At 64.2% G+C, this 13913-nt stretch carries 15 protein-coding genes; 4 read left to right on the top strand and 11 right to left on the bottom strand.

Annotation, left to right across the window (positions count from 1 at the left end):
- Nucleotides 1-23: 23 nt before the first annotated feature.
- On the top strand, nucleotides 24-617 hold the full coding sequence (locus tag ACZ46K_RS24120; RefSeq protein ID WP_054805098.1) for a DUF3558 domain-containing protein: 594 nt from the start codon (nucleotides 24-26) through the stop codon (nucleotides 615-617).
- Nucleotides 618-640: 23 nt separating this feature from the next.
- A complete protein-coding gene (locus tag ACZ46K_RS24125; RefSeq protein ID WP_054805097.1) occupies nucleotides 641-970 on the top strand; it encodes a hypothetical protein in 330 nt (109 codons plus the stop codon).
- Nucleotides 971-1082: 112 nt separating this feature from the next.
- Here the strand turns inward: ACZ46K_RS24125 and ACZ46K_RS24130 are convergent, their stop codons facing one another.
- The 10 genes from ACZ46K_RS24130 to ACZ46K_RS24175 all read right to left on the bottom strand — a co-directional run bounded on the left by ACZ46K_RS24130 (nucleotide 1083) and on the right by ACZ46K_RS24175 (nucleotide 10885).
- Complete coding sequence (locus ACZ46K_RS24130) at nucleotides 1083-1835, bottom strand: SDR family NAD(P)-dependent oxidoreductase (RefSeq protein ID WP_054805096.1); 753 nt, start codon at nucleotides 1833-1835, stop codon at nucleotides 1083-1085.
- Nucleotides 1832-2668 carry a TauD/TfdA dioxygenase family protein gene (locus tag ACZ46K_RS24135; RefSeq protein WP_054805095.1) on the bottom strand — a complete coding sequence of 279 codons (837 nt, stop codon included), beginning with the start codon at nucleotides 2666-2668 and terminating at the stop codon, nucleotides 1832-1834. The genes ACZ46K_RS24130 and ACZ46K_RS24135 overlap by 4 nt, the downstream gene beginning before the upstream one ends.
- A gap of 4 nt (nucleotides 2669-2672) precedes the next feature.
- Nucleotides 2673-3008 (bottom strand): hypothetical protein, encoded by a 336-nt coding sequence (locus ACZ46K_RS24140; RefSeq protein WP_054805094.1) that lies wholly within the window; start codon nucleotides 3006-3008, stop codon nucleotides 2673-2675.
- Between the two features lie 11 nt (nucleotides 3009-3019).
- A complete protein-coding gene (locus ACZ46K_RS24145) occupies nucleotides 3020-4309 on the bottom strand; it encodes an aromatic ring-hydroxylating oxygenase subunit alpha (RefSeq protein ID WP_054809664.1) in 1290 nt (429 codons plus the stop codon).
- Nucleotides 4310-4348: 39 nt separating this feature from the next.
- On the bottom strand, nucleotides 4349-5533 hold the full coding sequence (locus ACZ46K_RS24150; RefSeq protein WP_464745169.1) for a CaiB/BaiF CoA transferase family protein: 1185 nt from the start codon (nucleotides 5531-5533) through the stop codon (nucleotides 4349-4351).
- 3 nt (nucleotides 5534-5536) lie between these two features.
- Complete coding sequence (locus ACZ46K_RS24155) at nucleotides 5537-6451, bottom strand: enoyl-CoA hydratase/isomerase family protein (RefSeq protein WP_054805093.1); 915 nt, start codon at nucleotides 6449-6451, stop codon at nucleotides 5537-5539.
- A gap of 12 nt (nucleotides 6452-6463) precedes the next feature.
- Nucleotides 6464-7426, bottom strand: coding sequence for a TIGR03621 family F420-dependent LLM class oxidoreductase (locus ACZ46K_RS24160; protein ID WP_464745171.1), 963 nt, complete (start codon nucleotides 7424-7426; stop codon nucleotides 6464-6466).
- Nucleotides 7427-7457: 31 nt separating this feature from the next.
- The gene (locus ACZ46K_RS24165; RefSeq protein ID WP_054805092.1) at nucleotides 7458-8213 is read right to left on the bottom strand and encodes an SDR family NAD(P)-dependent oxidoreductase; all 756 of its coding nucleotides are present in this window, start codon (nucleotides 8211-8213) and stop codon (nucleotides 7458-7460) included.
- A complete protein-coding gene (locus ACZ46K_RS24170; RefSeq protein WP_464745174.1) occupies nucleotides 8210-9133 on the bottom strand; it encodes an HpcH/HpaI aldolase/citrate lyase family protein in 924 nt (307 codons plus the stop codon). Before ACZ46K_RS24170 ends, ACZ46K_RS24165 begins: the two co-directional genes overlap by 4 nt.
- Before the next feature lie 273 nt (nucleotides 9134-9406).
- Entirely contained in the window at nucleotides 9407-10885 is a 1479-nt protein-coding gene (locus ACZ46K_RS24175; RefSeq protein WP_054809663.1) for an aldehyde dehydrogenase family protein, read from the bottom strand.
- A gap of 285 nt (nucleotides 10886-11170) precedes the next feature.
- Between ACZ46K_RS24175 and ACZ46K_RS24180 the strand changes: the two genes are divergently transcribed.
- Both ACZ46K_RS24180 and ACZ46K_RS24185 read left to right on the top strand, forming a co-directional pair.
- Nucleotides 11171-11800, top strand: a complete 630-nt coding sequence (locus tag ACZ46K_RS24180) for a TetR/AcrR family transcriptional regulator (RefSeq protein ID WP_464745176.1) — start codon at nucleotides 11171-11173, stop codon at nucleotides 11798-11800.
- Nucleotides 11801-12069: 269 nt separating this feature from the next.
- Nucleotides 12070-12888, top strand: a complete 819-nt coding sequence (locus tag ACZ46K_RS24185) for an SDR family NAD(P)-dependent oxidoreductase (protein WP_464745178.1) — start codon at nucleotides 12070-12072, stop codon at nucleotides 12886-12888.
- Nucleotides 12889-12949: 61 nt separating this feature from the next.
- Here the strand turns inward: ACZ46K_RS24185 and ACZ46K_RS24190 are convergent, their stop codons facing one another.
- Nucleotides 12950-13882, bottom strand: a complete 933-nt coding sequence (locus ACZ46K_RS24190) for a helix-turn-helix transcriptional regulator (RefSeq protein ID WP_464745179.1) — start codon at nucleotides 13880-13882, stop codon at nucleotides 12950-12952.
- Between the last annotated feature and the right edge of the window lie 31 nt (nucleotides 13883-13913).

The raw sequence follows: 13913 nt of genomic DNA on the forward strand, positions 1-13913 counted from the left end.
TTTTCAGCGAATCGGGGGGTCGCGTGGGCGGGTGGAGGCATGCAGCGCTGGGTGCTGCGGTGGTCGCGGTTGTGTCGGCCTGCGGACCAACGCCGGCAACAGAGGTCGACACCACCACCGAGGCCGCCGCCCCTACGACCCGAACCCCGCGCATCGTCGACGACTCGGGCCGCCCCGACATCACCTTCGACCCGTGCCTCGACCTCCCCGACGACGTGATGACCGCGGCCGGATACGACGCGGCGCACAAAGAATTCGCGGACATGCCGATGGGGTCGTACACGTTTCTCGGATGCACGTACGAGAAAGACGACCCAGTCCCCGGGGTCAGGCGCGGCTACGGGCTCAACGTCATGGCGGGCAACGTCACTCTCGAAGAAGAACTTCTGAAGAACGGCAACGTCGCCACCCTCACGTCAATCAACAACCGGCCGGCCCTCGTCGAAATCGATCCGAACACCACCGATACGTGCCGCTACATCCTTCAAACTGACTTCGGGATTGTCATTTTCAGCAGACTCCACTACAAGGACCATCCGGGGCCCTCCGCTCAAAGCGAGTGGTGTACAGGGCTGGAAGACTTTGTGTCTTCGGTCGAGCCGTTCATCAGTCACTGACGAGCCCCACCACGGAGGTAAGTATGTCGGATTTCGTAAGACTCGAGCCACCCGTCATCGACGAGATCGTGGCGATCTGCAACACCGCACTCACCGAACTCGAGCGGGCGTTGAAGACCACGGACAGACTCCAGATCACTGAAGGCTTCGGCGACTTCGAATCCGCCAAGCAGCTCGCGGCGGGTTACAACAGGAAAGCTGCGGGCACCCCCGAGTCCGCGAGAGAACGGATCCAACAGTTCATCGAAGCCCTCACCCAACTCCGCGACGCCTTCGCCTCCGGCGGCGAAGCCTTTCTCGAAGCGGAGTTCGATTGGGTACGACAGCTTCAGGCCATCGACGTCGACACGTAGCCTATCCCTCTTCCCGCGCACATCCCAGTCATCCGCGCCTGCGACTGCAGACGCGGATGACTGGGATCGCCGCGGGAAGCATGCTGTGCGACAGCAACTACCGATTCTCAGGTCAGGTGTTGCGCCCACCGTTCACGCCGATGACCTGGCCCGTGATGTACCCGGCCTCCTCCGAGCACAGGAACGAACACGCCGCTGCGATATCCTCAGGCCTCCCGGCACGCCGGACCGGTGTGCGGTCGGCGTGTTCGTCGACACTGCCGCCGAGAAGACCGTCCTTCTCCGACCCGCGCAGCATCGGGGTGTCCACGAAACCAGGCGGGATCGTGTTGACGGTGATGCCCTCCGGACCGAGCTCCAGAGCCAACGACTTCGTGAAACCCACGAGCCCGGCCTTCGACGCCACGTAATGGGTCATGAACTGCTGACCGCCTTGGGCGCTGGAGGACGAAATGTTCACGATCCTCCCCCAGCCCGCCTTCACCATGTCGGGTACCACGGCCTGGCACGCGTAGAACGGTCCCGACAGGTTGATCGCGAGGGTGCGCTCCCACACCTCGTCGGTGATGTGACCGAACTTCTTGAATCCGGTGATGCCGGCATTGTTCACGAGAACCGATACCGCGCCGAGGCTTTCCCGCACGCTTTCGACGGCGGCGTCCACCCGCGATCGGTCCGACACATCCACTTCACCGAATGCTACTGCAGTATGCCCCTTTTCGAGGATCTCCTCGGTCACCGTCTTCGCCGATGCGGCGTTCAGGTCGAGCACGGCCACCGCATACCCGTCGGAGGCGAGCCGATGGGAGATGGCCCGGCCGATGCCCGAACCGCCACCCGTCACCAGTGCAACCTTCGCGGTCATTGCACGACCTCCTCACCGACGAGCGACGTGCGGAGCATCAGACGCGCGGACTGTTCGCCGTAGGGGCAGGCCCGATGCAGCATTCCGGTGTTGTCCCAGATGACGAGGTCACCCACCCGCCACTGGTGGCGGAGTGTGAAGCGATCCTGCGTCGACCATTCCAGCAACCGGTTCAGCAGCGTCTTGCTCTCGTCCTCGGACTTACCGACGATCTGCTCGGCCGTGGATCCCAGCACCATCGACTTCCTGCCGGAACCCCGGGTCCACACCAGCGGATGTTCGCGCGACGGATTGCGATCCCACGCCGCTCGCTCCTTCGGGTCGGGATCCGGATATACCAGCAGCTGCGAGGCTGCGAAGCTGTGCACGACACGCAGCGCGTCGAGTTCTGCCCTGTCGGCCGCCGGCAGTTCCTCGTAGGCGGCATACGTGTTCGCGAACTCGGTGTCACCGCTGTCGTCGTCGGACACCTGACGGGCCATGAGCACCGTCGCCTTGTCGGGCACCTCGGCGGTGGTGCCGTCGATGTGCCAGAAGAAGGTGCCCTCGCGGTAGGCGGCGAGTTTGCTCTGCGATGCATCGCGGGTGACCTTCTGGATCTCCGGATGCTTCGAATCGCCGCCCAGCGGAAGTTGCGCAACCTTACCCAACAGGCGACTGAACGCAACCAGGTCGTCCTCGGACAGGTTCGCTTCCCTGAAGATCACCACGCCTCGTCGGTTCAGTGCATCCAACGCGACATCGGCGACATCCTGATCCACGAGTTCGGCCCCGGACAAGCCGCTGATCTCGACGCCCGTTGTGGGGCCGATCTCGGTGACGGTGTAGGCCATGGCGTCAGACCTCAGGTTCGACGACGGTGTCGAAGAATGCGGCACCGGAGTCGGGGATCTTCGGCTGACGGAACACGTTGACCGGGTACGACACCATGACCAGCGAATACATCAGGTGCAACAGTGTGGTCTCGGCCTCGGGCAGGTCCTGCAGATCGAATCCGTTGAGGTAGTCGATCGCCTCCTCGGCACGCGGCGCGATCGCATCGTAGAAGCGGTCGAGTTCGTCGATCGTGCGAGCCATACGCGTGTCGTAGCGTTCCTCGCGGGTGGCCAGCGCCCACTCGTCGACAAAGGGCTCGAGTTCCCGGAATGATTCCGGCAGAGTCGAAGTCGTCATCGGAAATGTCCTTACTTCTCGCTGAGGTTCTGGTGGGTGGTAACCGTGTCGCGGACAACCTTGTGGAAGTTGCGGATCATCAGTTCCTGATCCGACAGGTGGAACTCCCGGTTGGCGCCCGTAGCCAGCGCCGAATGTGTTGCTTCCACAGTGTTCGAGTCCTGCATCGCGAACTCGATGGTGGTCTGAGCGGTCATCTCCTGGGCGAGACGCTCCGCGGCATTGCGCGGCGGCGGGAAGTAGATATCGAGCTCGTAGCTGTGCTCCCCGACCGTCTCGGGCCAGTACTGGTAGGTGATGTAGAAGTTGCGGGCCCAGATCTGCACCGAGAAGTTCGGGAACAGCCAGTAGGCGTCGTTGCCCCAGGACTTGATGTTGCCGGGGTTGAGGACGTCGGGCAGTGGGCCGATGTCCTGCACGTCGTCGGGCCCGAACAGGCCGGCGCGCAGCAACTTGTAGATCCAGCGCTGATTGCGCTGGGCGGGTCCGAGCTCACCGGGCTTGCGCGGGGGCAGCTGCGGCGGACCGGGCACCGAGTTGAGCATGTGCGAGGTGAACAGGTCGTAATAGTAGGAGTCCGGCGGCGGCACCAGCTTCTCCGCCTTCGAGACGTCGCGATCGATGAACCGGCCGTGCACATACGGCGGGTGATACCACTCGAGGATCGTGTCGATGGAGAGCTTCCAGTTGCCCTTGACCTTCGTCTTGTAGCCGTAGTGCTCCGTCATCTTCTCGAACGGGTAGCTCTCGACCGCGGTGAACTTCTCACCGAGGAACGAACGCAACGGCTGAGCGTGGGGATCGAAATTGACGAAGATGAAGCCGGCCCACGTGTCGCAGTGCAGCTCCGGCATGCCGAGGGCGCCCTTGTCGAGGTCGAAGAACTGCTCCTCGTTGGTGACGTGGTCGACCTTGCCGTCGAGCCCGTACCGCCAGCCGTGGTACTTGCAGGTGAAGGCCTTGCAGGAGCCCTTCGTCTCTTCTGCGGGATGCTCCTGCCACACCACCTTGTTGCCGCGGTGGGCACACACATTGTGCAGCGCCTTGACCGTGCCGTCGGCCTGCTTCACGATGACGATCGAACCGAGCCCGACGAGTTCACGGGTGAAGAAGCTGCCGATTCGCGGCAGCTGGTCGACGCGCCCCACTTTGAGCCACGACCGCTTGAACACTGCTTCGCGTTCGGCGAGGAAGAACTCTTCGGAGACGGCGTCGTCGTAGCTGACGGGTCCGGTTCCCAGTTCCGGATATCTCGGGGTGAACTTCCCCTGGCCGGTGGCCAACTTCTCCTGGATTGCCATGGTGTGGCACCTTTCTCGTAGCAAATCTGTTGAGAGCGATCAGATCACGCCATCTGCGCGCAGGGCGGCGATCTCGCTCGGAGTTCGAGTCAAAAGCTCTTGCAGCACCGAATCCGTGTCGGATCCGAGTTCCTTACCCAGCCACCTGATTTCACCCGGAGTGTCGGAGAGGGCAGGAATGACGTTGGGGACGGCGAGTGGGCCGATTCGCGACTCGGTGGTCGTGATGGTGCCCCGGTGCAGAAACTGCGGATCTCGGACGATGTCGGCGATCGAATTCAACGGCCCCGCCGGCACATCCGCGGCGACGCATCGCGCGATCACTTCGTCGCGGGTAAGCGACCCGACCCAGCTCGAGACGAGGGAGTTCACCTCGTCGCGGGCCTTCAGCCGTGCGGCCTTGGGGCCGAATAGGTCCGGGCTTGCCAGGTCCGGGTCGCCCATCGCCTTCGCGAGGCGGACGAACATGTCGTCGTGGGAGCAGGCGATCGCCACCCATCCGCCATCGGAGGCCTGGTAGTGACTGTGCGGCGTGACGTTGACGGTGTCGGCGCCCATCCGCTCGCGGACGAAACCGAACTGCTGGAACGCCGGGGCCAACTCGTCGAGGGCCCGGAAGATCGTCTCGTACAGGGCCAGGTCGACGACCTGCCCGCGACCCGTGCGTTCCCGTGCCTGCAGCGCCGTGAGTACCCCGATCACCCCGTACAAGCCGGTCATGTAGTCGGCCAGTGACGTCGAGCCCGGCGTCACCGGCGGGCCGTCCGGTTCGCCGGCGAGGTAGGCCAGGCCGGAGAACGCGTGGGCGACCCGAGCGAAGCCCGGAAGGTCGCGGTTCGGCCCGCTCTGGCCGTAGGCGGACACCCGCAGCATGATGGTGCGCGGATTGATCGCGTGGATTTCGTCGAATCCGAACCCGAAGCGTTCCATCACCCCGGGCCGGAAGTTCTCGATGACGATGTCGGCGATCAGTTCCCGCAGGATCTGCTGACCACGAGGGTCTGTCAGGTCCAAGGTCACCGACCGCTTGTTGCGGGCCTCGCTGAGCCAGACGAGGGTGTCCCCGCAGTCCGTCTCTGTTCCGAATCGGCGCAGGTGGTCGCCTACGCCCGGGCGCTCGATCTTGATGATCTCCGCCCCGAACTCACCGAGCACCGTTGCACAGAACGGGCCTGCGATGAATGTGCCCAGGTCCAGGACCTTGATTCCGTCGAGCGCGTGCATGGATCAGCCCTCCGCGGGGCCGGCTGTGTTGTTGTTGCCATCCGCGTCGACGCTGTCGTCCCGGTTCGTCCAGGGCTTGTCGTCCCACGCACGGTCCAGCGGCTGCATGTAGCCACCGACCGGGAAGAATGCGCGCTGGGCATAGGTCTCGTAACCGATGCCCTGGTTCATCTGGTCGAGGAATGCCCGCTTGAGCTGATGGGTGAACAGCTGTCGGGTGTAGCGGAGGGTCAGTGGGGGCTTCCGGACGAGTTCGTGGGCCAGCTCCCAGGCGCGATCGAGCAGCTGGTCCTTCGGCAGCACCTCCGCGACGACACCCCACTCCTTGGCTTCCTCCGCCGACAGCTTCTTGCCGGTGAGCAACAGGTAGCGGCCGCGGTTGTGGCCGGCGAGGAAGTTCCAGATCACGTGCTGTCCGTCGCCGGGAACCTGTCCGCGCGGGAAGTGCGAGACGTCCTGGAACCAGGCGGTGTCCGAGGCGAGCACGATGTCGCCCATCAGCGGCACTTCGGAGTGGATGTTGCACGGCCCATTGATCGCACTGATCATGGGGACGTCGACGTCGAGGACGTTGAACATCAGATTGCGGTTGTACCAGGCCTTTTCGTCGAGCTTCCAGAGACCGCGGTCGCCGGGCATCGCCTGGTAGATCGGTGTGTCGATCGGCGAGCCGTCGGGCATGTAACCCCAGTCGGCGTTGTAGTTCTCGCCGGTACCGGTATGGATCAGGCACTTGATTTCACGATCACCCGCGACATCGGCGAATGCATCCGCCATGTCGTCGTGTGATTTCCAGTCCCACACCAGCGACCCACCGTTGGTGTGGCACTGCATGAACAGGATGCCGTCTTCGGTGAGTTCGAACTTGTAATTCGCGTAGCGATCCTTGTATTCGCTGAAACGTGATCTCTTGGTCATGACTGTCCTTCTCTAGAGTCCTGCGAGGCGTTGCGCGACGGGCGCGAACTCCTCGAAATTGCTCTGCTGCACGGAGATGTAGTTGGCACCGAAGGTCTCGCGACGCTTCAGCAGCTGGTCGGCGACCCCGTCGACACCGCCGACCAGCACATTCGGATGATCTGCGAGTCCGTCGACGCTGATACGCAGTCGGGAGGCGATCTTGTTCAGTGCGGTGTCCGCATCTTCGGTGATCTTGACGAAGAAGGGTGAGCTTTCGATGTCGAGATCGGGGAAACGATCACCCGCTGCGTCGCGGACGAACTGGAGGCGTTTGACCGCCTCCTGCTGCGGGGTGCGGCCCTGCGCGTTGACCGGCTCGAACGACACCGTGCTGATACTGGCGATGTCGGCTTCACGCCCGGCCAGCGACAACACCCGCTTACGACTGCCACCGATGATGATCGGCGGGTGCGGCTGCTGCACCGGCAGGGGCAATCCGGCATAGTCCTGCGCGGTGACGTACTCGCCGCTCAAATCGAGGGGCTGCCCCGTGCAGTGCGCTTTGAAGAGGGCGACGACCTCTTCCAGTTTCGATACCCGTTCGGGGGCCGGTGCGAAAGGCACACCCATGGCACGATATTCGTGTTCGCTCCAACCGCAGCCGATGCCGAATTCGAATCGGCCGTCGGACAAGAGATCGAGGGTCGCTGCTTCCTTGATCAGCACCCCGGGTACGTGGTAGTCGGTGCAGAAGACCCGGCATCCCACACGCAGTGTGGTGGTGACGGCCGCCGCGACCGCCAGCGATGCGATCGGTGCCAGGTACTGGGGCGGCCACCCCGACTTCTGCTGCGCGGGGCCTGCGCCGAGGTAGTGATCGGACTGAAAGAGCGTGGAATATCCGAGGCCTTCGACGCGGCGGGCCGTGTCGCGCCACTCGGTTGCAGTGGCCGCTTTGTTCGCCTGGACGGCGAAGCGAAATGGTCGTGTCATGGCTGTCCGTTCGTCAGTCGAGTCGGGCAGGTCAGCGTGCGACGTACCCGCCGTCGACCGGAATGGCAGTGCCGGTGATGAACGACGATTCGTCACTGGCGAGAAACAGTGCGGCGTTGGCCAATTCCTGCGGAACTCCCCAACGCTTCATCGGCTGGGGTGGTACCCGACCTTCTCCGGTGGGCGGAGCAACGTGTCCGTCGGCGGCAGCGCCGGCGAGTCCCGTCCAGGTCATGCCCGGACAGATCGCGTTGACCCGGATACCGCTCGTCGCGTAATCGAGCGCGGCCGATTTGGTGAGCTGCACGACGCCACCCTTCGCTGCGGAATACGCCGCGATGCCCTTCCACCCGACCAGCGCCGACGCGGACGCCGTGCTGATGACGGAGCCACCACCGGAGGCGATCATGGCGGGGATCGCATACTTCATGCCGAGGAAGGCACCCTTGAGGTTGACCGCGACGACCATGTCGAACGCGTCCTCGTCGAGTTCGGCGATGGGTCCGCGCTTGCCACTGAGCCCCGCGTTGTTGAACAGCACGTCGAGGCGACCGAAGGAGTCCACCGCTGCGGCGACCATGTCTTGCACGTCCGCGGAGTTCACCACGTCGACGTGCACCGCGACCGCAGCGTTCCCGATCTCGTCGGCGGTTTCCTTCTCCTGACCACTGATGTCGGCGCAGACCACCTTGGCGCCTTCGCGGGCGAACAGGTTGGCGCTCGCCCGCCCGATGCCGGAACCGGCGCCGGTGATGATGGCGACCTTGCCGTCGAGGCGCCCCGTCATCGGACTGCTCCGCTGTCGGTCAGTGCGAGTTCAGCTTTCGCGAGGACGTTCTCTGCGAGGCGGAGGTGTCCGGCATCGACGAGCTGACCGTCCTGGCCGAGCGCGCCGACGCCACCGGTCTGTGCGGCACGGTAGCCGTCGACCAGGTTGCGAGCGTGTGCGATCTCGTCCGGAGTGGGTGTGAAGACCTTGTTTGCGATCGGTACCTGGCTGGGGTGGATAGCCCACTTGCCGTCGAATCCGAGCATCGCGGCATGCTCGGCGTCGGTGCGGTAGCCATCGGCGTCGGCGTAGTCCGGGTAGGGAGAATCGATCGCATCGATACCCGCTGCCCGGGCCGCGGCGAGGACTTGAACGCGTGCGTGGTGCCAGAAGTCGCCTGGGTAGGTGCCGGGAGCGGGCCGGAAGTTGCCGCCGACGCGGGCATGCAGTGACGCCGAGAGATCACCGACACCGAAGATGAGGGCCTCGACGCGTGGGCTCGCCTTCGCGATTTCCTGGGCGTTGAACAGGCCTTCCGCTTCCTCGATCAGCACTTCGAGGCCGATCGGCTTCGTGAGCCCGAGCTTCGACTCGAGCTGGGTGAGCATGACATCGACCCACCACACGTCGCGGGCGGTGCGGGCTTTGGGCACGATGATCACGTCGAGCGTGTCGCGGGCGCCGGTGACGACCTCGATCAGGTCGTCGTGGCACCACGGCGTATCCAGGCCGTTGACCCGGACCGCCCGGGTGGTCCGGCCCCAATCCAGCTCGGTGAACGCCTGCACCGCAATCCCTCTCGCGGCCTTCTTCATCGACGGCGCGCATGCGTCCTCGAGGTCGAGAAAGACGAGGTCGGCGTCGGAGCGGGCCGCAGCCGCGCACATCGATTCGTTGCTTGCCGGCGTTGCCAGCTCGGAGCGTCGTGCCCGTGTCACTTCGCATCTCCCGTTCAAGTGTGGGTGCTGCTGAATACTGTTGAAGTACAGCGCTGTGGCGAACTCTGAATATCCGTCGCGGTGTCGCCGGGCTGTGGCGATCGATCGACGTTCGAGCGTAGTGCGTCTTAGTCATATGTTTAACACTTGGATTCGATCAAGGTCAAGGGGTGCTGGGGCAATTCCAGTTCATGGGTCTGTCTAGCTGTATGTATACGGCCACTCGGAACGCAATCCCAGCACCCTTGACCAATAATTAGTCGATCGCCTAACTCACGGGAGGATCGTAGCCATGGCCTTTCGTTCGAGGAACTCCTCCAGCCCCGCCTCACCCATCTCGCGGCCGATCCCCGATTGCTTGTAACCGCCGAACGGAACATCAGGCTGGAAGTAGTTGCCTCCGTTGATACCCAATGTGCCGGTGCGGATCCTGCGGGCGACGTTCAGCGCTCGCTGCTCGTCGCCGCTGAAGACCGCGCCCGACAACCCGTACGGGGAGTTGTTGGCGATCCGCACGGCATCGTCTTCGTCGTCGTACGGGATCACCGCGAGAACCGGGCCGAACACTTCCTCCTGCGCGATCTCACTGTCGGGGTCCACCCCGGCCAGTAGCGTCGGCGTGTAGAAGAAGCCCGGGTCGACCTTTTCGCCACCGGTCACGAGGGTCGCGCCTGCGGCCACAGCGCGCTCGACCATCCCGTGCACCTTGTCGCGCTGCTTCTCGCTGATCAACGGGCCCATATAGGTCTTCTTCTCACGAGGATCACCGAAGCGGACGCGGCCCATCATGGCCGCGACTGCCTCGACGATCCGGTCGTGATCCTTCCGCGGCACCAGAAGCCTGGAGTTGAGTGCGCACGCCTGACCTGCATGCATCGTGATGCCGAATGCCGCATACGGAGCTATCGGCCCGTAGTCCGCATCGTCGAGCACGATCAGCGCCGACTTGCCACCGAGTTCGAGGAACACTCGCTTCAAAGTGTCGCCGGCGGCCTTCATGATCTTGCGGCCCACGACACTGGAACCCGTGAAGGTGACGACGTCGACCTCCGGGTGCGTCGTCATCACCTCACCGACGGCCACATCCGTCGACGACAGGACATTGACGACGCCCGCCGGGATATCGGTGTGCAGCGCGATCAACTCGGCGATGGCCAACGTGACCAGCGGAGCTTCCGGCGCCGCCTTGAGCACGACGGTGCAGCCCGCGGCCAGCGCGGGAGCGAGCTTGGCCAGCGCCAACTGGTTGGGGAAGTTGTAGGCAACGATGGCCGAGACGACCCCGGCTGCCTCCTTCTCCACCCAGCGGCGGTGCTGCTGGCCCATGTATTCGGCCGAGCCGAGCTCTTCGCTGAACTCGTAGGTCTTCAGCAGGTCCGAGTAGTAGCGGACGATCTCGAGCGGGCCTTCGAGCTGCGCTTCCTTGGTCAGCGCGACGGTGGCACCGACCTCCGTGATCGTCAGATCTCGCAGGTCTTCGAGGTGATCGGTCAACGCTTGATGGAGTTGCTCGAGGCACCGTTGCCGAAACGCCACATCCGTCGACCAGCTGGTGGTCTCGAAAGCGCGCCTGGCAGCGGCGATCGCCGCCTCGGCATCCTCGACGGACGCATCCGGGGCGTACCCGAAGATCTCGCCGGTGGCAGGGTTGACGGACGGGTAGGCAGAGGCGGCGTCGAGCAGCCGGCCACCGATGAGCAACCGCTGGTCGGTCACGACATCGGTGGGGGCTTCCTGTTCAACAGAGGACATTCATCTTCTCCTTCGAAGGTCGAAAGGTGAATCGATGCGCAGTGGGAGTATCGAGACTTCCCACCGAGTTCGCTCGATGAGCGAATTGATAAGTGCTACCGTGTGATTCGATTTGATTCGTGGGCACGTGCAAGCATCGGACGCTGGATGAAGAGGCCACGGACAGGACTGAGCGCGGCACCGCATCCGACAGCCTGTTAAGCGATCGCCTAATGATAGGCTGCGTCACATGGATAGCACCGGAATGATCAGTGCGTCAAGGATCGGACGCTCCGAGGATGCCGCATGAGCGCTCCCCGAAAGCGGCGTCGTGAAGGCACCAACGACACACGCGATCTGCTGATCGAAGCCACCGGCGACATCCTCCTCGAGGACGGCTACGCCGCAGCAACCTCACGCCGGGTCGCGGCCAAGGCCGGTGTCAATCCAGCTCTCGTGTACTACTACTTCCCCACCATGGACGAACTGTTCGTCGCGGTGCTCCGGCGAGGCGCCGAGGCCAATCTGGAGAGACAGCGCAAGGCTCTCACGTCCGAGACACCCATGCGCGCACTGTGGGAGGTGGCCACCGAACCCCGTGGGGCCGCGCTGCTGATGGAGTTCATGGCGTTGGCGAATCACCGAAAGGAGATCCGCACCGAGATAGCGGCGTACGCAGAGCGGTACCGGGAGAGTCAGGTTGCCGCGCTCACCGTGATCCTCCGCAGCCGAGGCATCAACCTCGATGCACTGCCCCCGACGTTGATGTCGGTGATGATCTCCAGCCTCGGGGCGACCCTCGCCAACGAGTCGACCCTGGGCATCACTCAAGGTCACAAAGATCTGGAAGAATTCGCGGAGGATTTCGTGCGCGTCTTCGAAGGGCACCCGTGGACCCGCACACTCGGAATCTCAGTAGTCGAGGACAGCGCCTGAACCTGGCTCGGCCACCTCGATCCGGCAGCCACACTTGCCCTTCTCGGTCCGCCGACACGGGCACCCCACCGGCATCGCAGCGGTGACGTCGAACCGGCCCGGCTGGATCAACCTCTGGCGACCCGTACTCCCGCGGACGATCCAGGCCTCATGAAGAGTATGGTTCCGGACATGAAGAATGCTCTTCTGCTCCACCGGTCCCCGACCTCGACCGAAATACCTACCGGCATGCACGACGACCGTCCGAACGTGTTCGAGGAAGGCTGACCATGGATACCGGACTGAGCGAAAAGGTCGTCATCGTCACCGGCGCGACTGCCAACATCGGGCGGGCGACCGCCCTGGCCTTCGCCGATGAGGCCGCACGCGTGGTGCTCGTCGGGCGTGACGAGGAGGCCGGGCGACGAGTCAGCGCGCTCGCCCGCGAACGCGGAGCTGCCGACGTGTATTGGCGGGCAGCCGATGTCACCGTCGAGACCGAGGTCTCCGAGCTGATCGAGGGCGTGACCGACCGGTTCGGTCAGGTCGACGTGTTGGTCAACAATGTCGGCGGCAACTCAGCGATCACTCCGTTCGTCTCTTCGACCCCTGACCAGTGGCGCGCGGACCTCGATATCAACCTCGTCAGCACACTGTTGTGCACGCATCGCGTGCTACCTCACATGCTGAAACGTGGCAGTGGCCGCATTATCAACATCGGCTCGATGGCGGCGTTGATCGGAGACCCGCACATGGCGGTCTACTCGGCGGCCAAAGGAGCTGTCCATTCCTTCACACGAGTGCTCGCGCTGGAAGTGGGCAAGACAGATGTCACCGTCAACGCCATCGCACCCTACGGGACAGTGCCTCGAGATCTGGCCACTGAAACCAGTTCCGGCAGCCGCTTCAATCCGGACACCGGCCTTTTCATGCAGCAAGCGACGAGCGGATCCGAGGACCGCGCCCGGTTCCGGCGCACCGCTGCGCTCGGCCGCGAGTTCGCCTTCGCGTCGGAGGTCGCGGCAGCCGGTGTCTACCTCGCCTCCGAACAGGCGGCATTCGTGACCGGACAGGTACTGCAAATCGATGGCGGCGTATCACTTACCTGATCCGACGTTCACGAAGTCGTGTCGCGATACTCTCGTCCTCTCGTGCGTAGTGCCCTACACGTCACGTCCCGGCGGCAGTGAGCCTCTCCCCCAGTTGAGCACAGCGAATTGCGAGTTCCGGCGGCTCGAGTACGTCGAACGCGTGCCCCAGCATGAGGACGTGCCACAGGACGATGTCGAGATTGTCAGCGCCACTGACCACTTCGCAGGTGTCGCGATCCCGCGATGTCACCACTGCCGCCGACGCCGAGATCTGCCCGCGCACGACATCGCCGGGTGCATGGACGAGAAACCGCGCTTGCTGCCGATACGCCCGACTCGCGACACCTTCCTGCACGTAGGTCGCTGCATCGGGCGCCGCGCGCGGACGGAACCTCCACGTCCGCGCGACGACTGCGGACATGCGGTCGACGCGGAAACTACGCCAGTCGTCGCGGTCGAGGTCGTACGCCAACAGATACCACCGCCGGTCGGAGGCGACGAGCCGGTAGGGCTCGAGCCGTCGCGGTGCCGAGCGATAATCGAATCCGACCTCCACCTCGTCGCGGCAGGCCCGGGCGAGCGTCATGAGCGACGCTGCATCGACCGGGTCGCGACCTCCACCGAAAGACTCCACCGAGCTCGACAGCGCACGCACCTCGTGTCGCAAGCGGGCCGGTAGCACCTGATCGAGTTTCGTCAGCGCGCGTAGTGCAACGTCGCCGCCGCTCGCGATCGCGCCGCCCGCGCCTGCGAGCAGAGCGACGGCCGTGACGATGGCTTCCTCGTCGTCGAGCAACAGCGGGGGTAAGTCCTGGCCGGACCCGAGCTGATAGCCGCCACCGATGCCCTTGCTGGCATGCACCGGGTATCCGAGGTTGCGCAGCCGCTCGACGTCGCGCCGGACGGTGCGGGGCGTGACACCGAGCCGGTCGGCGAGTTCGGGGCCGGTCCACACCTGTCGTTGCTGTAGGAGGCCGAGCAGGGTCAGTACACGCTCGGTCGTGTCGTCCATGCAGTCCAGAGTGCCAGACACAGCGGACCGA

The organism is Rhodococcus sp. JCM 9793 (genome assembly GCF_055380405.1).